Raw genomic sequence first — 21,742 nt, 5'->3', positions numbered from 1 at the left:
CGCCGGCATCACGCGGGCAGCGGCAGCCTCACCGTGAAGCAGCTGCCCTGGCCCGGCTTTGAACGCACCGTCAGGCTGCCGCCATGGCGCTCCACGATGCCGAACGAAATCGACAGACCAAGACCGGTGCCCTGCCCGGTCGGCTTGGTGGTGAAGAACGGCTCGTAGATATGGTCGATGACGGCCGGGTCGATGCCGCTGCCGCTATCCTCGAAGTCGACGTACAGCGATGCCTCGTCGGCCCGGCTGCTGATGGCCAGCACGCCGGGCGTGAAGTCGCCGCTGCGCTGCTGCTTGTCTTCGATGGCGTGGCAGGCATTGACGATCAGGTTCATGAACACCTGGTTCAGCTGCGCCGGCCAGCATGCCAGCGGCGGGTCGGCCGCCAGCACGCAGGTAATATCGGCCACGCTGGCATACAGGGTGCGCACCAGGTGCACCGTCGCCAGAAGATTGGGACCGATGGGCGCGGTCGTCATCGCCCCTTCGTCGGGCCGCGCGAACGTGCCAAGATCGCGCACCAGGTCGCGGATGCGCGAAGTGCCTTCCAGGATGGTCGCGCTCTGGCGAATCAGCGCATCGATGCGGGCATTCAGGCTATCGGTCACCGCGGCGTCGGCGTCGGTGCCGGCCAGCGCCAGCAAAAACGCGCGGAAGCGCTCCAGCTCCGTCGCCAGCACCTGCGCACCGGCATGGGCGAAGTTGCTGGGGTTATTGATTTCGTGCGCGATGCCGGCACTCAGGGTGCCGAGCGACGCCATTTTTTCATGCAGCACCAACTGCTGCTGCGCGTTCTGCAAACCCTGCAGCGATGCAGCCACCTGGCGCGCCAGTTCGCGCTTTTGTCCGAGCAGAACCCGTACCCGGATGCGGTGCACCGCGTAGACGCCCGCCAGCACGAACAGGCCCGCCGCGAGCCGGAACCACCAGGTTTTCCAGAACGGCGGCGTGATCGTGATCGCCAGCGCCACGCCGGCGTCGTTCCATACGCCGTCCTTGTTGCTGGCCTTGACCCGGAAAACGTAATTGCCCGGATCCAGATTGGTGTAGGTGGCAAAGCGCTTGCCCGCGTCCGTCGCCACCCAGGAACGGTCGACGCCTTCAAGCTGATAAGCGTACTGGTTGCTCTGGGGGTCGGCGAAATGCAGGGCCGCGAACTCGAACGAAAACACCGACTGCGTGTGCGACAGCACCACCCGGCGCGCACGGTGGATGGGCGCATCGAGCACAAAGCCGTTTGGTGCCGGGCCGCTGCGCACCGACTGGTTATAGATCTGGATATCGGTAATCACAACCGGCGGCGCGCGGTCGTTGCCGCGTACCTCGCGCGGATCGAACATCGTGAAACCGTTATTGAAGCTGCCGAAGAACATGGCGCCATCCGGCTGGCGCCAGGCCGCGCCGACGAAATAGTCGCCCTCGGCCATGCCGTCGCGGCTGGTGTAGTTGCGGAAGGTCTCCTTGCGCGGATCGAAGTCGGCGATGCCGCCGTCGCTGCTGATCCACAGATGGCCATTGTCGTCTTCGAGAATTCCGTCCACCGCCGGATTGGCCAGCCCTTGCTGCCGCGCGTAGGATTTGAACTGCAGCTTGCCGCCGCTGTCCGCCACCAGCCGGCTCAGGCCACCGCCGGTGCCGACCCACAGCGTGCCGTCGGCCGCTTCGTGCAGGAAGGAGACCCGATTGTGAATCAGGCTGGCCGCGTCACGGCTGTCGTGGCGCGCATGGCGAAAACGTCCGCTTGCCGGATCGAACAGGTCAAGTCCGTTCGACGTTCCCACCCACAGGTGGCCACGCGTGTCTTCGAGGATCGCCCAGATGAAGTTATCCGACACACTGGTCTCGATGGCGGCATCGTGGCGGAAGGTCGTGGCCCGGTTGGTGCGCGGGTCAAGCCGGTGCAGGCCGCCGCGCGATGCGATCCACAGCATGCCCGCGCGGTCCGGCACGATCGCCTGAATGAAGTCGCTCAAGGCGTCCCCGGTCGCGAACGCGCGCGGCGTAAAGCGCCCGCTGGCGGGATCGAAACGGCTCAAGCCACCGTTGCGGGTACCGACCCATAACTGGCCCTGCCGATCGCGTCCCAGCGCGGTGACCAGATTGTCGTTCAGGCTGTGCGGCACGCGCGCATCGTGACGATACACCGTGGTCTGGCCGCTTTGCAGATCGTAGCGATTGACGCCGCCGCCGTACGTGGCCAGCCACAGCGAGCGCGGGCCGTCGCCGAGGATGGCGCTGATCTTGTTACTGCTTAAAGCGCCCGAGAGCACATGGCGAAAGCCGCCCGCGTTCAGGTCGACCCGGCTGGTGCCGCCGAACCAGGTGCCGACCCACAGGATGCCGGCGCGGTCTTCGAACAGGCTGGCGACGTTGTTATCCGCCAGGCTGGCCGGGTCGCCGCTCTGGTGGACAAACGCGGCGAAGCGTCCGGCCCCGGCATCCCAGCGTTTCAGGCCGTCGGTCTGGGTCCCCGCCCACAAGGTTCCGTGGCTATCCTCGAACAGGGCGGTGACGGCGCCCGGGTTGATGCCCTCGGCACTGCCGAAGCGGCGCCGCGCGGTGGGGGCACCGGCCGCGATCTTCCAGGCTTCCAGGCCGAGGGCGGTGCCGACCCACAGCGTGCCGGCGCGGTCGATTCTCAGCGTACGCACCGCGTTGCGCTTGAGTGCATCCACGGCGCTGTCGTCGATGCGGAAGTGGGTGAAATGGCGCGTACCCGGCGCCAGATAATCGACGCCTTGCTGGGTGCCGATCCACAGGCCGCCGGCGGCGTCGAACGCCAGGCCGGTGACATCGTCCGCGCCCAGCGAGCGCGGATTGGCCGGATCGTGACGCTCGGTCGCAAGCTGGCCAGTGGCGCCGTCCAGCCGCACCAGGCCCGAGCGCGTGGTGATCCACAGGGTGCCCTTGCCATCGCTGGCGATGGTGCGCACGTCGAGATAATCGGCTTTGCTGTCGCGCGGCGGGTAGGCGCTGAAGTTTTCGCTGCGCGGATTGAAGCGCTGCAGGCCGTTGCGCGTGCCAACCCACAGCTGGCCGGCATGGTCCTCGTGCAGCGCCTGCACCGAATTATCCGAGATGCTGGTCGCATCGGTCGGGTCGTGACGGAAGGTGAGAAAACGGTAGCCGTCGTAGCGGGTCAGGCCGCCCTGCCCGGCAAACCACATGAAGCCGTCGCGGTCTTGCAACATGGCGGTGACCGACGATTGCGGCAAGCCGAGCGCGGGGTTGAGCTGCTCGAAGCGCAGCCGCTCCGGCGCCGCCGCCCATGCAACGGGGCACAGCAGGCAAAGCAGGAAGGCTGCGAGCGACAAGCGCAACGAAGACATAAGGGGACCGGCAAGAGGGGCTAGCGCGCCAGTATCGCAGCCTTGCCCTGTTCTGTACAGGCAGTCAAGGGGCGTGCCAAAACAACAACGAAACAGGTATCGGTAATCGATACGTAATGACGCGTGAACTATCGTGGGCGCGCCCTCGCCGTTCCTGCACCGTCCTCATTCCCGCCTGCGCGGCACGACGAACGTGGTGGCCGGAATAGCGAGATTCGGCACAAGGACCTTGTGCCTCTACTTTTAACTGGAGAATCCATGCAATTAACTCACACACTCGCCTGGGGCGGTCTTTGCAGCATGCTGCTGGCCGCACCCGGCTTCGCTTCCACGGTCACCATTGAACACAATGGCAAAAACCCCTTCCCACTGGGCGGCAAGGTCTGGTTCGTCGGTAAGCTCGATGGCGTCGGCAAGTCGATGGCCTTTTCGGTCAACGGCATCCCCCGCGGTAACGCGACGGTCGGCACCATCAACTCTCAGAACGGCGAATACCTCGCCCCGCTGGCAACGCCGCCGAACAACGCGGTGACCGTCACGGCCACCTACCGCAGCGATCCACCGGCATCGGCGAGCACCATGCTGACCTTCCGCAGCAGCACCACGCCAACCCCGACGCCGACTCCGACCCCGACACCCACACCGACCCCACCGCCAACACCGACGCCGACACCAACGGCCGGCCCGTCCATCGCCGGCTGCGAGATGTTTCCCGCCACCGCCGTCTTCAACACCCGCATCGACGACCTGGTGCGCTTCCCCGCCCACGCCAGCAGCAACGCCTGGATCAACAGCGTCGGCAACACGCGCGCGCTGCACATGGACTTCGGCCGCAACGTCAACCAGGCCGACTATTCCACCTACTACGGCATTCCCTACAACGTGGTCGACGCCAGCACCACCACCTGGCCGCGCGTCTCGTTTGCGATCACCGATCCGAACTCGGGCAACGGCGACGGCGTGCCGGACGAAAGCGACTGCGCCGCGCCCGACGCCGCCCACACGCTCACGCGCGGCTGCAGCGCGCTGCCCACCGCGAGCCAGCGCTTCCCCTACCCGAACGACAACGTCGTCAAGGCCGAATACGGCAACTGCAACGATCCGCAGCAGTGCGGCGACCGCCACGTGCTGGTGGTCGAAAAGAACGCCTGCCGCCTGTGGGAGAGCTACTTCACCTACAAGGTCAAGGGCCAGTGGCACGCCTACTCGACCGCGGCGTGGAACCTCAAGTCGAACCAGATGCGCCCGACAACCTGGACCTCGGCCGATGCCGCCGGCCTGCCGATCCTGCCGCTGTTGATGCGCGCCGATGAAGCGTCGAGCGGCGAAGTGCGCCACGCGCTGCGCGTCACCTTCGCCGACCGCGTGCTGGCCAGATCATTCGTCTGGCCAGCCACCCACTACGCCGGTGGCGCGACCGCGAACGGCATTCCGTTCGGCGCGGTGATGCGCCTGCGCAGCGACTTCGTAATTCCGGCCAGCTGGAACACCCAGGCGCGTGCGATCGCCACGGCGATGAAGCGTTACGGCGTGTACGTGGCCGACATCGGCAGCAATGCCTTCGTCACCGGTGAGCCAAGCGCCAACTGGAGCCCGGACACCATTTCGCAGCTGCAGCGCATTCAAATGGGTTCCTTCGAATTCGTCGACACCCGCACCATCACCGGCAACCCGAAGTTCAACGTCAACTCCTTCCAGGCCAGCTGGTAAGGATGCCGCCCCGGCCACGCCGGGGCTGCGCGCCACCAAGCGGCCGCACCGCTCCACGAAAGTTCAACATGGGCCAGGTTTTGCGACTGATCCGGCAACAGGAAATCCAGTATGATGACGCACGCACTGTTGGCCCGTTGCTAATCACGCGCATGCAAAGACGCCGAAACCTCCCGTTTTCCCGGCGCGGCTGTGAAGATGGCAAATCAGAAGGCAAGCACCGGCCCGAAAAACGCGGCGCTGGCCGGCTGGCGCCCAAGCGGGCCGGCCCTGCAACCCAGACTCACACAAGGAGCATCGCATGTACCAAAAAACGCTGGTCGCCGGATGGGGCGACATGGACTTCAACGCCCACATGCGCAACACGGCCTACCTGGACAAATCGGCCGATGTGCGCATGATGTTCTTCGCCGATCACGGCTTTCCCATGGCCGAGTTCATGCGCCTGAAAATCGGCCCGGTGGTGATGAAGGATGAAGTCACCTACTTCCGCGAGTTCCACCTGCTCGACGAGGTCGGCGTGACGATGGCGCTGGCCGGCCTGTCGGACGATGGCAGCCGCATGATCATCCGCAACGAGTTCTTCCGCAAAGGGACGCTGGCGGCCCGGGTCAGTTCAACTGTCGGCTGGCTCGACCTGGCATCGCGCAAGCTGGTGCGTCCACCCGACGCGCTGTTGCAGGTGATGCAGGGCCTGGACCGCTGCGACGATTTCGTCGACCTGCCCGACAGCCGTTCGCAGGGCTGAGCGCATAAAAAAACCGCGCGAACATCCGCGCGGCAAAGACAGAGCCGGTACTGATATCAACCCCTGCGATCAGCCCATGAAACCCAGATCGCTGACCGCAAATTTCGCCAACTCGTCCTTGAATACTTTACTGGCGAGCATCTCCGGATTGGCCCCGAACCACCTGCCCAGCGTCGCGCCCACCTGCTGGTTCGAGAACTGCGGAATCCACACCCCCCGTCCGGTCGCGTCATCCGGCCCACCCAAGGTAAAGTCGGGGAATTTGCCGTACACGCCGCCCTTGACCGCCGCCCCGATCACCAGATGGTGGTTGCCCCAACCATGATCGGTTCCGCCGGAATTGGCCGTGAGCGTACGTCCGAAATCCGACATCGTGAAGGTCGTCACGCTCTGCTTGTGGCCGATTTCGCCGAGCGCCTGCTGAAATGCGGCCACCGACTGCGATACCTGGCGCAGCACGTTCCACTGCTGGTACACCTGCCCGCCGTGCGTATCGAAGCCGCCGATCGACACAAAAAACACTTGCCGTCCGGGTCCCTGCGCGGCGCGCTGGCGAATCAGTTGCGCCACCGTGTGCAGCTGCGTGGCCAGCGCAAAACCGGGGAACACCGTATTCAACGGCGTGGCCGCATTCGCCTTGGCCAGGTCATCCACCAGGGCCATCCCCTGCAGCAGCGCCTTGTTGGCGGCGTTGGCCATCAGGTTCGGATTTTCGCTGCTCAGGATCTGGCGCAAGGCATCGCGCCGCGTATCGGCCTGGGCCTGCGGCCAGAAGTTCATGCCGGCCAGGCCCAGTTCACCGGACTCCGGCAGACGGTTGCCGTGCACGCTGGCGCCTTCCACGAACAGGCCGCCGGCGCCGACCGAGACCGCGTCAAGCCGCCCCGTGCTGCCCAGCACATCGAGCAGGCGCCCGCCCCAGCCCGTGCCTGCGCCGGCCGGCGTGCCGGCCTGGTTCTGCAAGGTCTGGTCGGGATGCGAAAACAGCTGCGACGGATTCGCCGTACCGGCCACGTACTGGGCCTTGGTCAGCGGCTGGCGCAAACTGCCGACGTTGAGTACGGCCGCCACTTCGCCCTGGCCGAACAGTGCGTCGATTTCCGGCATGCCGTAGTGAAATCCGAACGATTGCGCCAGCGCATCGGGCACCGCCTGCAGGGTGGCCGTGCGCGGCGCCAGCAGGGTCTTGGCCGAGGTCGACAAGGCCAGCCCGGCCGCGCTGCGTGCCGCGGAATATTTGGCGTAGTGCGCCGCGTCGAGCGGCACGATCATATTGTTGCCGTCATTGCCGCCGAACATGTACAGGCACACGAGGGCCTTGTAATCGGTGACGGCGGCCTGTGCGGGTGCCGCCCCCAGCAGGCCCATGCCCGACAGGGTGCCCAGCAGGCTGGCCTGGGCGCTACCGCGCAAAAATCCCCGGCGCGAGGTCGAAACTGTATCCATCTTGAATCCTTTGTAGGGTAAAGGCCGCTTACAGGTGCACGGCGAAATCGGAAACCGCGCTCAGATACAGTGCCGTGATCGCGCGCTGGCGCGGATCGCTGATGGCCTGGATCGTCACGCCGAGCTGGGTACGGGTTGCCGGACGCATGCGGCCGGACAGCAAGTTCGTGTCCACCAGATTGATGAGCTTGGCCGGATCGCCCGCCGCGTTCACGTACGGCGTGATGTCGATCTTCACCATGCTGCTCAGGTTGCCCGCGATCAGGTTATAGGCCAGGTTGGCGCGCGTTACCGCCAGGCTCGGCGAATAGATCTGGAACTCCGGTCCGTACAAGGCCGGCGAACCCGGCAGACGGGTCATCGGCGAGTAGAAATTGAACACGCTCGGCGACTTGAGCAGCTCCTGGCCGACGCCGTGGTAACTCCAGAACAGATTGGTCGGGTCCAGCACCTGCCCATTGAGCGCGCGCACCAAGCCGAGCGTGTGCATGATCGGATCCTTGAGCTGGCCATGGGTTGCGCCGGGCGTGGCCGGACGCGCTTCGACGTCGGTCAGCACCGCGCGCAGGGTGGCGGCCAGATCGCCGCGGCCCGCCGGGCCTTGGGCGAACACATCGGCCACGCGCTTGATGTAGGCCGGGCTCGGATTACTCGTCACAAACGCACGGATCAGGCGCGTGGCGATGAATGGCGGCAGGTTCGGATGCTGGAACAGGTTCTGCATCACCGCGTCGTAATCCTGCACCGTGTTTTGCCCGGCTGGCAACTGCGTACCGTTGAGCAAGGTCTTGGCGCCCTTGTCGTGATAGGCGTCGCGCGGCTGCAAGGGGCCGGTGAAGTTTTCCCAGTTGATGCCGGTAGCGTTGGTGCCGGCGTAGGTCCAGCCGCTCAGCGCGCGCGAGAATTCGCCGATGTCGGCCTGGGTGTAGGCGGAAATGGTCTCGCCGTTGCGGTCGAGCTGGGCGCTGCCATCCTGGTTCAGCATGGTTGTGCCGATGGTAAACAGCTGCATCACTTCGCGCGCGTAGTTTTCGTTGGGCGACGGCATGACGCTGTTGCCCAGGTCGAGATACTTGCCCATGGCCGGGTTCAAGGTCATCTCGCGCAGCAGGCTGTTGAAGTTGCCGAAGGCGTGCTTCTGCAAGGTCATCAGCCAGGGTTGCATTTCGTTCGGGTAGGGATTCTTGTCGGCTGAAACGACGAAGATTTGCGACAGCGCAAAGATCATGCGCTGGCGCAGCTGGTCCTTGCCTGTCGCCATGTTGCGGTACCAATTGGTGGCCTGCTGGTTCAGGCTGCTTGCAACCGGCATCGGGCTGGCCGGCGTGGCAAACTGCTGGGTCAGCCATGCGTTCTGGCCGATGGTTTGCAACTGGGCTACCTCGGCCGCGGTGGCACCGAAGCTGGCCTGTTCCAGGAAGCGTACCGCGGCTACCTTGGCTGCGTCTGGAACCGGGATCGGCGTTGGCGTTGGCGTTGGCGTTGGCGTTGGCGTTGGCGTCGGCGTCGGTGTTGGCGTCGGCGTCGCGACAGCGGTACGCAACGGCAGCACGATCGATCCGGACACGGGCGCTGTCCCGTACGTCTTTGCGGAAATGGTGACCGCCTTGTTGGCCGGCATCACCATCGGTGCAACGTACTTGCCGTTTTGCGAATTGACGGTGCCCACGGCGGCGTTACCGCCCGGAACGCCGTTGACGGAAAATTCCATGCTGCGTCCCACGCCGTCGAGCTTGCCGAGCAGCCATACCGTACTGCCCAGCGCAAACGGCGCCCTGCCGCTGTATTCGACCGTCACTGTCGCCGCAAACGCCGGCGCGGCCACCATCAGGCACACGGGCGCCCACATCCACACTCTGCTACCTTGCATTTCAACCTCCCTGTTGTCGTTGTCGTATCCGCGCCTTGGTCGAAGCGACAAAGACAGGCCGAACAGCGAACATCATCAGGGAGAGCGAATTACAGATGGATTACAGAAGACCAATTTACTGCATTTTTGACAAGAATCACACAGCAACGTTTCCTAACCGAGGTCTGACCCGGTTGGGAAATATTGTCGACTGGAAGTGAATTTTTATCTGAGGCCAAGTGCGACGGCCAGCTTTTCGGTGTCGTACGAGGGCGATACGCCAAGTACGATCGAGAGGGTGTCGCGGCAGCGCCGGTAGGCGCCGAAGGCGGCCGCCGCGCCATCCTGCGCGTGGGCGCAGCGCATCCAGCCGCGGTAGTTCGCCTCCGACAGCGGCTCGGCCGCCAGCGCGCGCTGGTACAGGCTCAGGGCGCAGCCCCATTCCTGCATCGCTTCGAGCAGCCGCCCAAGCTGGCCGACCGCGCCGAGGAACAGGTTGCGCGCGCGCTCGCGTACCGGCAGGATCCAGGTGTCGTCGGCGCCGTCGCAGAACGGGCCACGGTACAAATCGAGCAGCGCGGCGCTGCAGCGCCCCACTTCCGCCACCTCGGCGTGCGCCGGCAAGCCGGCAATGGACGCGCACAGGTCGGCCAGCGCGCACACGTCGGTCCAGACGCGCGCTTCGGCCAGGTGGGTTCTGCCGCCGGAAACGACCACCGCCTCGTCGCTGAGCAGCAGCTTGCGCAGGCGGTGCACCGTCACGTTCAGCGCCGATTTGGCGACGTCGGTGCTGCCCCACAGCTGCGCGACCAGCGCCGCCTGCGCCTTGCCGCCCTCGCCGGCCGCCACCAGGCTTCTGAGCAGGGCCAGTGGGCGCTGCTGCGCCTTGCCGGTGGCGACCACCGGGGCGCCGTGCAAGGTCAGCTCGAATTTCCCGAGCGTGCGTACCGCGACCGGCCATGGCCAGCCTTGCACGCAGCGGGTCGGCGCCGCCAGCCGCTGACGCATGACGATGGCGCCGACATGGCCCGCATCGATGCCGTTTTCCAGCGCCAGCGCCGCCACCCGCGCGGCCAGCGCCGGCACCGTCGCAAACAGGGTGGTGGCCTGGCGCCGCCGGTGGCTGGCCATCGCCGCGTCCATCAGCGCTGCCGCGCGCACGCGCTCGCCGCTCGCCGCGCTGGCACAGGCGTCGATGAAGTCGCGTTCTTCGCCCAGCAGCAGCGCTTGCACGCCGTAGGCGGCGGCCACCGCCTGGCCATAGCACGCCAGCGCCGGGGCATACGCGCCGGCCCACGCGTGGCAGGCGCCAAGGAAAGCGTCGAAACGGGCCCGCTCGCGCGCCGGCACGCCGGCGTCGGCGGCCAGGCGCAGCGTCTCCTGCGCGGCGTGCAGCGCGCCGGCCAGGTCGCCAGCCAGCGCCAGGCAGTGCGCATCGAGGTCGTTCAGCTCGACCAGTTGCAAGGGACGCGACGCCGGCAGCGCCGCGCGCATCCGGTCCAGCAGGCTGCGCGCCGCATCCACCGCGCCGGTGCCGAGCAGATGATGCACTTCGAGCGACTGGAACAGCACAGGATCGAGGCCGGCATCGATGACGATGCGGCGGGCCTCGCCCGTGATGCGCTGCGCCTGCCCCAGGTCGCCCTCCTTGCTATACCAGCGCGCCACCCGGCCGTACCAGCGCACCCGGTGCGAGGCGCCGACAGCGGCATCGTCGGCGCACGCGCCAAGCTGCGCCACCAGCGCGTTGGCGCGGCCGGCGTTGTCCATCGAGTCGAAGTAGCGCAGCAGGCAGGCGCCCGCTTCCAGCCGTGCCAGCGGATCGTCGACCTGGTCGAGCGCCAGCCGCGCGCGCTGTACGCACGCCGCCAGCGAAGGCGATTGCGGCGCCACGTACAGCAGCGCGCAGGCCATGCGCGAATGCAGCCGCAGGTCGAGCGCGGGATCGAGCGCCACCGGGTCGAGCGCCTGCACGCCCTCGGTCAGTACCGCCAGCCAGCGCGGCAAAGCGCTGAAGTCGGCCCATTCGGCGTCGTAGGTGTCGATGATGGCGCTCACCGCCTGCAGTCGCGCCGGCAGGTCGCCGGCCTGCTCGAAAGCGCGTTCGGCGCGGATCAGGATGCGCCGCGCGTGCAGCGGCTGCACATCGGCCAGCGAAACGCCATGCCAGTAGGCGAGCCAGGGCTGCGTGTCGGCCATGTCGGCCGGCAGACAGCTCATCCAGAGCCGCAATGACTGGCCACGGCCACTGGCCACCATGCCGGCCGCGCGGCGCAGCAGCAAGCCTGCCAGCCCCTGATGCGCCTGCGCCTCGATGTACAGGCTTGCCGCTTCATCGATGCGGCCGTGCGCATCGGCGATGGCTGCGGCCTGGGCGGTCAACGCCAGGCGCTGCGCGGGATCGAGCAGTTCGCGCGCCTGCTGGCGCAGAAACGCGCCGAACAGTCCGTGGAAAGCGTAGCTGTCGCCGCGCCGCTCGACGAACAGGCGGCGCCGGTACAAGCGTTCGAGCAGCAGCGGCGCGCCAGGGTCGCCCGTGAGCGTGTGCGCATCGGCGCCGGACATGGCCGGCAAACAGGCCAGCATCAGCAGCAGGTGCTGCGCTTGGGCGGGCAGGCGCCCGACAATCTCGCCTGCGAAATAGCGGAACAGCGCTTCGCGCCCTTCCGCCAGGGCGGCGCGGGGCTGTCCAGGGACACTGCGCAGCAGCGCAACGCCCGCCGCCCAGCCATCGACCAGATAGAGCCACTGCGCCACCTCCGGATCGGCCAGGTCGTCTGCTTGCGTCAGCGCGCGCGTCTCGGCCGCGTCCAGGCGCAGCGCGTCCCAACCGATCATGCCCAGCCGCCCGTCCAGCTCCATGCGCGCCAGGCACGTGGGCGGCGCTTCGCGGCTGGCGGCCAGCAGCGTCACCCCGGCCGGCACTTCCGCGCATGCCGCTTCGAGCAGGTAGCCGGCGTTATCCCAGTCGACGTCGTGCGCGTTGTCGAGTACGACAAGGGCGGCTGGCGGCAGGTGGGCATAGAACTGGCGGAAGAACAGACGCGCGTGTTGTGCCGCATCGCCTGCCCCTTGCGGCGCGTGCCACGGCAAGGCGCCGTCGAGGGTGCGCAGGGCGTCGGCCAGGAAGAACAGCAGCGTGGCCGGATCGGCGTCGCCCTGATCGAGCTGGCACCACAACACCGGCGCCTCGCACTGGAGCGCATAGCTGGCGGCGAGCGTGGTCTTGCCGGCGCCGGGAGGGGAGGAAATCCACAGCACCGCATGCCGGCCGCGCAAGCGGTCGATCAGCGAGAACAGGCGCGTGCGCTGGAGCGGCTCGAAAAGGCGGGGAAGCGTCAGCTTGGCGTAGGCCGGAACAGCATGCGGCCGTGGGTGAGTGCGTGTTCTGATTGCGCGTGTAGCCATGGTCTCTCTGTCGTTCAGGGCCCGAAGGCGTATACAATACACGAGCGCACAGCGCCACGCCTTATCGCCCGGCCGGCCGGACCGGATGACTATTCTCTCAAAACTATGGCAATTTTCAAAACAGAAAACCTGGCCCTGTTCGATCGGCAGCAAGCTTTGTCGGACGCGCGCCACACCGTCATGCTGGTCGATGACATGGACGCCAACGTTTCCGTCATGGCCGCAATCCTGCGCCCGCACTTTCATCTGGTCGAAGCGCGCGACGGCCAGGAAGCCCTGCGCCTGATCGGCGAACTGCCGCCGTCGCAGGAGCTGGCGTGCATCGTGAGTGACCACCGCATGCCGCGCATGAGCGGGGTGCAGCTGTTCGAGCGCACCTCGGTCATGCTGCCCGATACGCTGCGCATTCTGGTGACCGCCTACCTCGATCTCGACGCCATCGTCGACGCGGTCAATGCCGGCCATATTTACCGCTTCATCGCCAAGCCGTTCGATGCCGGGGGTTTCCTGCTGGCGGTGCAGTGCGCGGTGGCCGCTTTCGAGCATCGCCGCCTGCTGGGTGCTTATCATCGAGCGCTGGAAGATACGCTGCCGGTGCTGCCGGCGGCGGCAGCGGCGCTACGCGAGCAGGCCCGCGCAGCCCGGACAAGCCTGACGGCGCTGGAAGAGCGCGCGAAGGCCGCGCTGCCCACATAACATATCGGTAATCGATCGGTAACTCCTGGCGGCCTAGAATCTGCGCACAACAAGAGGAGACCGATGAATACCTTTACTTTATCAATCGCGGCCGGCATTGGCGCGTCCGTTCTGGGCGCGTCTTTCGCCCATGCGGCAACCGCCATCGTCAGCGTGCATGCGGCAGCGCCGCAGGTCATCGTGGTCGAAGTGCAGACCGCCACCACCAACGAAGCCGGCGGCACGGCCACCAAGCCCGACGTACTCGACCTGACCCTGTCCAAGTGGCTTGTCAACAGCCGGGTGGCGCTTGGGATCAGCCGCATGTCGACACCGTACGACGAGCAGAAGGCGCTGACCAATGCCAGTCCCAACCTGTTCCCCGTGACGGTGCGCCACAAGATCTATCTGCGGCTGGACAAACCGCTGGTCCAGGGCCAGCCGTACACCATCGTCACGCCCTACGGCGCCACGCGGCTGCCCTTCGACAACCGCTCCACCTGGTGCGAATCGATCAAGGTCAACCAGACCGGCTACAGCAAGCTGGCCAGCTCGCGCTTCGCCAATTTCGGCGCCTACCTGGGTGACGCCGGCTCGCTCAAACTGCCGGCCGGGTCGCGCTACGAGGTGATCGAAGAACGCAGCGGGAAAGTAGTGCTCGGCGGCGAAGCCCAATACATCAAGGACGATACCGCCATCGCCGGCGCCAGCTCCGGCGAGCATGTCTACCGCCTGCGGCTCGACCAGTTGGGCGAGGGCGGCCCGTATTTCGTGTCGGTGCCCGGTTGCGGGCGTTCGCGCTCGTTCGCCGTCGGCGATGACGCCAGCCGCAAGATCGCTTATGTTTCCGCGCGCGGCATGTATCACCAGCGCTGCGGCACGGCGCTCAAGCAGCCTTACACGCGCTTCACACGCGAGATGTGCCACGCCACCGTGGCCGATACGCGCACGCCGTGGGTGGCGACGCCAGTACTTTCGGTTCCGGCGAACGCGGTCATGAAGCCGCTGATCGGCGGCCATCACGATGCCGGCGACTTCGACCGCCGCCCGATGCACACCATTATTCCGATCCTGATGCTGTCCTACTTCGATGCCTTCCCGACCCACTTCGTCGATCGTCAATACAATATTCCGGAGTCCGGCAACGGCATTCCCGATTTCGTCGACGAAGCCTTGTGGGCGGTGCTGTCGTGGGAGAACCTGCAGGTGACCGATACCCACGATCCGCAGTTGGGCGGCGTGCGCGCCGGAACCGAAATGAACCGCCATCCGGCCTACGGGGTGCACAGCGCGGCCAGCGATCCGGGGCGTTACGGCACCTGGGCGGTCAGCGAAGAAGTCACGGCGCTGTCGGCCGGGATCTTCGCCCACGCCGCGCGCGTGATCCGCCCGCACGACGCCGCGCGCGCCAACGCCCTGGTGCAACGCGCCAGGCTGGCCTGGAGGTATCTGGAAAAGACCGCGGCCCCGGGAGCGGCAAAAGCACGCTTCATGTATCCGGCGCTGCAGCTGTACCTGGCCACCGGCGAGGAGCGCTACCACACGCTGTTCAAGAACGCGGCGCAAGCGATCGTCGTCAAGAACGGCACCTGGCCCGAGCAGTATTTACCGGGCAACGCCAGCGCCGCCGTGCAGAGCGTGCATTTCGTCAGCTACCTGACGGCGCATGGCCGCGCCGTCGATCCGGTGTTGACGCAGGCGCTCAAAAACCGCATCGTCTCCTTCGCCGACAGCGGCGGCTATATCGGGCCGGCACCGGAAAGCCAGGCATACCCTCAGGGCGCAAGCAAATTCCTGTCGTGGGGCGCGACCACGACGCAGGGCAAATATGCCGACGTGTATGCGTTCGCATCGCTGTTCGCGGCCAACGACGCCAAGAAGCAGGCATACATCAACGCGGTCAGCCAGTATGCCGACTTTTCGCTGGGGCTGAATCCCTTGGGACGGTCGTTCGTGACCGGCCTGGGAACGGACACGCCGCAAAGTCCGGCGCATCTGGACTCATACTTCACCAAGCACGGACTCAGTGACGGCACTGGCACCGATCCGCACGTCAAGGCGATCGGCAATGTGCCGGGGATCGTGGTGTACGGACCGACCGAGGGCCGCAGCGGTGCGGCCTATCAGACGGCGGTGAGCAACAAGCTGTATCCGGCGTGGGACAAGCTGCCTGTCCTGCGGCGCTGGGGCGACGGCTGGTCACTGATTAACAGCAGTGAGTTCAGCACCTGGGAAACCATGGTCTGGAATACGGCGATGCACGGTTTCCTGTACAACGCCAGCCAGGACCCGGACGCGACCAGCATGCCGGCCGAGTGCGATGGCCCGACCTGCGCGGAAACCAAGCCGAATGCCTGCGTGATCGAACCGACGACCGGTGCGCTGGCGTTGAGTGGATTGGCGAGCAATATCGTGTGCGTGCAGCGTACCGATAACTGGGCGCAGCAGCGTGTGGTGAACGGGAAGGCGAGGTTTGCGACCCCACGCGCGACGGCGGGAACCGGGGTATATGGCTTCAGCGCAGTAAACAGCTATGGGGCATGCACCACCAAAGTGGCGCAGTTGACCTGCAAGTTGCCGTAATACCCGTCGCCTCGTCGAACTTGGGCCCCCGCCTGCGCGGGGGCGACGGCGGCTAGCTCAGGTTTTCAAGGCGGATCTTGACGACCTTGCCCACTACCGCACCAAGTGCTTCGATCTTGCCGATCGCCGCATCGATGTTCTTTTCCTGCGTCTGGTGCGTCAGCATGATGATGTCGGTGCGCGTTTCGCCTTCACCCGGCTCCTTCTGCAGCACCGCGTCGATCGAGATCCTGGCGTCCGCCAGGATGCGCGTCAGGTCGGCCATCACGCCCAGTTGATCCTTCACATACACCCGCAGGTAGTAGCTGGTGGTGATCTCGGACATCGGCAAAATCGCCACGTTGGTCATCTGGTTCGGCTGGAACGCCAGATGCGGCACGCGGTATTCCGGATCGGCCGTCGCCAGGCGGGTGATGTCGACCAGATCGGCAATCACCGACGACGCCGTCGGCTCCGCGCCCGCTCCCTTGCCGTAGTAAAGCGTGGCGCCAACCGCGTCGGCCTGCACCAGCACCGCGTTCATCGCCCCTTCCACGTTGGCGATCAGGCGCTTGGCGGGAATCAGGGTCGGGTGCACGCGCAGCTCGATTCCTTCCACGCCATCGACCACGGTGCGCTTGGTGATCCCCAGCAGCTTGATACGGTAGCCCAGCTGCTCGGCGTAGCGGATATCGATCGCCTGCAGGCTGCTGATGCCTTCCACGTGCGCCTTGTCGAACTGCACCGGAATGCCGAATGCGATCGCGGCGATGATGGTTGCCTTGTGCGCGGCGTCCACGCCTTCGATGTCGAAGGTCGGATCGGCTTCGGCGTAGCCCAGTTCCTGCGCCTGTTTCAGCACGGTGGCGAAGTCCAGCCCCTTGTCGCGCATCTCGGACAAAATGAAGTTGGTGGTGCCGTTGATAATGCCGGCCACCGATTCGATGCGGTTCGCGGTCAAGCCTTCGCGCAGCGCCTTGATGATCGGGATGCCGCCGGCTACCGCCGCCTCGAACGCCACCATCACGCCCTTGGCCTGGGCCGCGGCGAAGATCTCGTTACCGTGCAGCGCCAGCAGCGCCTTGTTGGCGGTGACGACGTGCTTGCCGTTGTTGATCGCCTTGAGCACCAGGTTCTTGGCCGTGTCGTAGCCGCCGATCAGTTCGACCACGATGTCGATGTCGGGATGGTTGACCACCAGTTCAGGGTCGTTCACCACTTCGCAGTCGGTGCCCACGATGCCGCGCGCGCGTTCCACGTTGCGCACCGCGACCATCGCAATCTCGATGCCGCGGCCGGCGCGGCGCCGGATTTCTTCCTGGTTGCGTTTGAGGACGTTAAAGGTGCCGGCACCAACTACGCCGAGGCCGATCAGGCCGATTTTGATGGGTTTCATAGTTCTTTATCTGGAAGAGGTATCAGCCGCGCCCGTGGCGGCGTCGGTAGCCGTCAAGGAAGCGCGCAATGCGGCCGCAAGCGTCGGTCAGGTCGTCGGAATTGGGCAGGAACACGAGACGGAAGTGATCCGGCGCGATCCAGTTGAAGCCCGTTCCCTGGACCACCAGGACTTTTTCTTCGGCCAGCAGGTCGTAGGCAAACTGCTGATCATCCGCGATCGGGTACATCACGGGGTCGAGGCGCGGGAACATGTACAGCGCAGCTTTTGGCTTGACGCAGGTCACGCCCGGAATATCGGTTAAGAGTTTGTGCGCCATGTCGCGCTGGCGCAGCAGGCGCCCGCCGGGACCTACCAGGTCGTTGATGCTCTGGTAGCCGCCCAGCGCGGTCTGGATCGCGAACTGGCCCGGCGCATTGGCGCACAGGCGCATCGAGGCCAGCATGTTCAGGCCATCGATGTAATCCTTGGCGTGGCGTTTTTCGCCCGACACCACCATCCAGCCGGCACGGTAGCCGCACGAACGGTAGTTTTTCGACAGGCCGTTCAGGGTAATGAACAGCACATCGTCGGCCAGCGACGCGATCGAGTCGTGCTGCTCGCCGTCGTACAGGACCTTGTCGTAGATTTCGTCGGCCAGGATGATCAGCTGGTGCTGGCGCGCCAGTTCGATGATCTCGAGCAGGATTTCACGCGGATACAGCGCGCCGGTTGGGTTGTTCGGGTTGATCACCACGATCGCCTTGGTGTTGCTGGTGATCTTGCGGCGCATGTCGTCGATGTCGGGATACCAGCCGGCCTGCTCGTCGCAGACGTAGTGCACGGGATTACCGCCCGACAGGCTCACGGCCGCGGTCCACAGCGGGTAATCCGGGGCTGGAACGAGCACTTCGTCGCCGTTGTTCAACAGGCCGTTCATGGCCATGACGATCAGTTCCGACGCGCCATTGCCGAGGTAAATGTCTTCAATGGTCACGCCGCTGATGTGCTTGCTCTGCGTGTAGTGCATGACGGCCTTGCGCGGCGCGAACATGCCTTTCGAGTCGGTGTAGCCGGCGGCGCCGTGCATGTTGAGGATCATGTCTTGCACGATCTCGTCGGGCGGGTCGAAACCGAACACGGCCAGGTTGCCGATATTGAGTTTGATGATCTTGTGGCCTTCTTCCTCCATCTGCTTGGATTTTTCCAGCGCGGGGCCGCGGATTTCGTAGCAGACGTCGTCGAGCTTGTTCGATTTCAGAATCGGTCGCAAAATATTTCCCTGTTCAGTGGCTTTGTTGCATGCGAAAAATACCCATTCTGCCGAAAGGAGGCGATTTAATCAACCTGCGGTTTCGTCACAATTCGGTAAAAACACGCGAAATGGTATCGCTTTGACGTCCGTTTCGCGAAAATTCGCGGTTTACTGGACTTTGTGGCATGCTAACGCCACGCGCAGTGCCAAAGTGCCCTGCATCACCTTTTCAGTGCCTATGCCATGAAGCTCCATTCCAGCACCACCCAACAATACCAGACCGTGACCGGTTACGACGAAACCGGGGTCGAAATCAACGCCCAGCGCTTCGACTACAGCCTGGTTGTGATGCCCGAAACGCCACCGCGCGCCTGGGACGTCCCCAATTTCGAGGCCCTGACGGCCGAGCATTTCGAGAAAATCGAACAGGACAAGCCGGATGTGGTCATTCTCGGCACCGGCGACCGCCAACGGTTCGTCCATCCGAAGCTGATCGCCGCACTGCTGGAGCGGCGCATCGGCTGCGAGTGCATGGATAACAAGGCGGCGTGCCGGACCTACAACATTCTGATGGGCGAGGGGCGCAGGGTGACCTTGGCGCTGATTTTGGGCAACGCTAGATAATCTGTGTAGCACTGCTGTCGCATGCTCCGTCGTTCCCGCGCCAAGGCGGCCCTCGCAGTGGCAGGACCGACGATGGCACTTGCAATCGAGCACCCCGCCCCCATATCTGCTCCGCCCAAACACGTTTCCCCCTCCCCTGTTGCGCTGCGGGGTATAAAATCAGCGCTGACTCACCTTCAGGAGAGAACCTGTGGCTGATAGCCAAACTGCAGCACCTTATACCGACTTCTCCGCCGTCATGACGGGCGACAAGCCGTTCCAGCTGTCCGGCCGCCCTGCCCGCTACACCGTGCTGTACTTTTATCCAAAAGATAACACGCCGGGCTGCACCACCGAAAGCATCGCTTTCCGCGACCTGCACGAGCAGTTCCAGCAGGCCGGTACCGAAATCTACGGCATCAGCCGCGATTCGCTGCGCTCGCACGAAGGCTTCAAATCCAAGCTCGGCCTGCCGTTCGAACTCATTTCCGACCCCGAGGAAGCCATGTGCCTCCAGTTCGGTGTGATGAAAATGAAGAATATGTACGGTAAGCAAGTGCGCGGGGTCGAACGCAGCACGTTTGTAATTGACGCTGATGGTAAATTGATGAAAGAATGGAGAGGCGTGAAAGTCCCTAATCACGCCGAGGACGTGCTGGAATTTGTAAAGAGCCAACCTTGAGCAGGACGGCTCGAAGCCAGGGGACCCTGTCGATCAACCCGCAGCAGAACCGATTGCACCAGCCATTTTGAGTCACACCTTCCGTATTCCGCATCATCCCAATCTGGCGGCCTGCCGGCCCGGCCACTATGCCGGGCCCGACCACCACCCCCTTAGTTCGCACAGCCGCATCGAGCCCGCCGCCACAAGCGCCGCCTGCGCCGACGCCACCGGGCTATCCTCCTGCACCTTTTTAGATTGAGACTCTGATGCCACTGCCAAAAATCCCCACCAAGCCAGCCACCCTGCTGCTGGCCGAAGATTATCCAAAAGCCGACCGCACCAAGCCTGCCTCCGTGCAGGCCGTGCCGGTCACCAAACCAAAACTGAGCGCGGTAGCCGAGATCGCGGCCGAACCGGTCGCCAAAGCGCCGGCCAAAACCACGCGCGCCAAGGCGCCAGCCAAGCAGGCCGCCCTGGTCGCCGCGTCGCCCGCCCCCGCGCCACTGGTCTCCTCGCCCCTGGTGATGGAAACCCCGGTCGCCAAACCTTCCGGCCGCGGCAAGGAAAAACAGCCGATCGACCTGGAAGCGCCGCACCCGGCCAAGCACAAGGCGGTCGAGATGACGGTCAAGTCGTCCACCAGCCGCAACGCCGACCAGACCGGCAAGACCAAGATGTTCGTGCTCGACACCAACGTACTGATGCATGACCCGTCGTCGCTGTTCCGCTTCGAAGAGCACGATGTCTACCTGCCGATGATGACCTTGGAAGAGCTGGACGACCACAAAAAGGGCATGTCGGAAGTGGCGCGCAATGCACGCCAGGTCTCGCGCACGCTCGACGCGCTGGTCGGCAGCATCGACGATGGCGCGATCGAAAACGGCATCCCGCTGGCCAAGCTGGGCAACAAGGATGCCAAGGGCCGCCTGTTCTTCCAGACGCGCCTGCAAAACGGCCCGACCCTGCCTGAAGGCCTGCCGGTCGGCAAAGCCGACAACCAGATCCTGGGCGTCGTGCGCAACCTGGAAGCGGAGCAGCCGGGCCGTGCCATCGTGCTGGTGTCGAAGGACATCAACATGCGCATCAAGGCGCGCGCGCTGGGCTTGCCTGCCGAAGACTACTTCAACGACCACGTGCTGGAAGACAGCGACCTGCTGTACTCGGGCATCGTGCAGTTGCCGGACGACTTCTGGAACAAGAACGGCAAGGACATGGAGTCCTGGCAGGAAAACAAGAACGGCGTCTCGTCGACCTTCTACCGCGTCACCGGCCCGACCATGCTGACCTTGCTGGTGAACCAGTTCGTGTACCTGGAACCGAAGAATGGCGAAGCGCCGTTCTACGGCCAGGTCAAGCAGCTCAACGGCAAAACCGCAGTGATCCAGACCCTGCGCGACTTCAGCCACAACAAGAACAATGTGTGGGGCGTCACCGCGCGCAACCGCGAGCAGAACTTTGCGCTGAACCTGCTGATGAATCCGGAATGCGACTTCGTCACCCTGCTCGGCCAGGCCGGTACCGGCAAGACCCTGCTGGCCCTGGCGGCCGGTCTGGCGCAGGTGCTCGAGACCAAGCTGTATAACGAAATCATCGTCACCCGCGTCACGGTGCCGGTGGGTGAAGACATCGGCTTCCTGCCGGGTACCGAGGAAGAGAAGATGGGGCCGTGGATGGGCGCCTTCGACGACAACCTCGAAGTGCTCAACAAGTCCGATTCGGATGGCGGCGAGTGGGGTCGCGCGGCAACGCAAGACCTGATCCGCTCGCGCATCAAGATCAAGTCGCTCAACTTCATGCGCGGCCGCACCTTCGTGAACAAGTTCCTGATCATCGATGAAGCGCAGAATCTGACGCCGAAACAGATCAAGACCCTGGTCACGCGCGCCGGTCCCGGCACCAAGATTCTGTGCCTGGGTAATATCGCGCAGATCGACACGCCTTACCTGACCGAAGGTTCGAGCGGTCTGACCTACGTGGTGGACCGCTTCAAGGGCTGGTCGCACAGCGGCCACGTGACCCTGGCGCGCGGCGAGCGTTCGCGCCTGGCCGACCACGCGAGCGAAGTGCTGTAACACGCCGCGTTCCCACAGACTAGTACAGTCGAAACGGCCTCTCTCC

At 64.9% G+C, this 21,742-nt stretch carries 13 protein-coding genes; 7 read left to right on the top strand and 6 right to left on the bottom strand.

Annotation, left to right across the window (positions count from 1 at the left end; translation table 11 throughout):
- Nucleotides 1-8: 8 nt before the first annotated feature.
- On the bottom strand, nucleotides 9-3,329 hold the full coding sequence (locus tag CR152_RS16670) for a sensor histidine kinase (protein WP_099876186.1): 3,321 nt from the start codon (nucleotides 3,327-3,329) through the stop codon (nucleotides 9-11).
- Between the two features lie 258 nt (nucleotides 3,330-3,587).
- Here CR152_RS16670 and CR152_RS33850 point away from each other — a divergent pair, with 258 nt between their 5' ends.
- The gene (locus CR152_RS33850) at nucleotides 3,588-5,039 is read left to right on the top strand and encodes a hypothetical protein (RefSeq protein ID WP_208640136.1); all 1,452 of its coding nucleotides are present in this window, start codon (nucleotides 3,588-3,590) and stop codon (nucleotides 5,037-5,039) included.
- Nucleotides 5,040-5,340: 301 nt separating this feature from the next.
- Nucleotides 5,341-5,787: an acyl-CoA thioesterase gene (locus CR152_RS16660; RefSeq protein ID WP_099876182.1), complete on the top strand. Its 447-nt coding sequence runs from the start codon at nucleotides 5,341-5,343 to the stop codon at nucleotides 5,785-5,787.
- Between the two features lie 69 nt (nucleotides 5,788-5,856).
- Here the strand turns inward: CR152_RS16660 and CR152_RS16655 are convergent, their stop codons facing one another.
- From CR152_RS16655 to CR152_RS16645, 3 genes are all read right to left on the bottom strand, one after another.
- The gene (locus tag CR152_RS16655; protein WP_099876180.1) at nucleotides 5,857-7,233 is read right to left on the bottom strand and encodes a DUF1501 domain-containing protein; all 1,377 of its coding nucleotides are present in this window, start codon (nucleotides 7,231-7,233) and stop codon (nucleotides 5,857-5,859) included.
- Between the two features lie 28 nt (nucleotides 7,234-7,261).
- Nucleotides 7,262-9,103, bottom strand: a complete 1,842-nt coding sequence (locus CR152_RS16650) for a DUF1800 domain-containing protein (RefSeq protein WP_167399902.1) — start codon at nucleotides 9,101-9,103, stop codon at nucleotides 7,262-7,264.
- A gap of 204 nt (nucleotides 9,104-9,307) precedes the next feature.
- Nucleotides 9,308-12,490 carry an AfsR/SARP family transcriptional regulator gene (locus CR152_RS16645; RefSeq protein WP_157778546.1) on the bottom strand — a complete coding sequence of 1,061 codons (3,183 nt, stop codon included), beginning with the start codon at nucleotides 12,488-12,490 and terminating at the stop codon, nucleotides 9,308-9,310.
- A 105-nt stretch (nucleotides 12,491-12,595) separates the two neighbouring features.
- Between CR152_RS16645 and CR152_RS16640 the strand changes: the two genes are divergently transcribed.
- Together CR152_RS16640 and CR152_RS16635 are read left to right on the top strand one after the other, a co-directional pair.
- The gene (locus CR152_RS16640; RefSeq protein ID WP_157778545.1) at nucleotides 12,596-13,186 is read left to right on the top strand and encodes a response regulator; all 591 of its coding nucleotides are present in this window, start codon (nucleotides 12,596-12,598) and stop codon (nucleotides 13,184-13,186) included.
- Between the two features lie 63 nt (nucleotides 13,187-13,249).
- Nucleotides 13,250-15,748 carry a glycoside hydrolase family 9 protein gene (locus CR152_RS16635; protein ID WP_099876173.1) on the top strand — a complete coding sequence of 833 codons (2,499 nt, stop codon included), beginning with the start codon at nucleotides 13,250-13,252 and terminating at the stop codon, nucleotides 15,746-15,748.
- Between the two features lie 52 nt (nucleotides 15,749-15,800).
- Here the strand turns inward: CR152_RS16635 and CR152_RS16630 are convergent, their stop codons facing one another.
- Both CR152_RS16630 and CR152_RS16625 read right to left on the bottom strand, forming a co-directional pair.
- Nucleotides 15,801-17,123, bottom strand: coding sequence for a homoserine dehydrogenase (locus CR152_RS16630; RefSeq protein WP_099876171.1), 1,323 nt, complete (start codon nucleotides 17,121-17,123; stop codon nucleotides 15,801-15,803).
- Between the two features lie 22 nt (nucleotides 17,124-17,145).
- A complete protein-coding gene (locus CR152_RS16625; RefSeq protein ID WP_099876169.1) occupies nucleotides 17,146-18,375 on the bottom strand; it encodes a pyridoxal phosphate-dependent aminotransferase in 1,230 nt (409 codons plus the stop codon).
- 225 nt (nucleotides 18,376-18,600) lie between these two features.
- Here CR152_RS16625 and CR152_RS16620 point away from each other — a divergent pair, with 225 nt between their 5' ends.
- The 3 genes from CR152_RS16620 (at nucleotide 18,601) to CR152_RS16610 (ending at nucleotide 21,696) form a co-directional block, all read left to right on the top strand.
- Nucleotides 18,601-18,981 carry an Mth938-like domain-containing protein gene (locus CR152_RS16620; RefSeq protein WP_099876167.1) on the top strand — a complete coding sequence of 127 codons (381 nt, stop codon included), beginning with the start codon at nucleotides 18,601-18,603 and terminating at the stop codon, nucleotides 18,979-18,981.
- 190 nt (nucleotides 18,982-19,171) lie between these two features.
- Nucleotides 19,172-19,642 (top strand): peroxiredoxin, encoded by a 471-nt coding sequence (locus CR152_RS16615; RefSeq protein ID WP_099876165.1) that lies wholly within the window; start codon nucleotides 19,172-19,174, stop codon nucleotides 19,640-19,642.
- Between the two features lie 248 nt (nucleotides 19,643-19,890).
- Nucleotides 19,891-21,696 carry a PhoH family protein gene (locus CR152_RS16610; RefSeq protein ID WP_099876163.1) on the top strand — a complete coding sequence of 602 codons (1,806 nt, stop codon included), beginning with the start codon at nucleotides 19,891-19,893 and terminating at the stop codon, nucleotides 21,694-21,696.
- Nucleotides 21,697-21,742: the final 46 nt, after the last annotated feature.

Source organism: Massilia violaceinigra (assembly GCF_002752675.1).
Taxonomy (GTDB): Bacteria; Pseudomonadota; Gammaproteobacteria; order Burkholderiales; family Burkholderiaceae_D; genus Telluria_A; species Telluria_A violaceinigra.
Note: the sequence above shows the minus strand (reverse complement) of the source record. Positions and strands in the feature narration are given on the sequence as shown.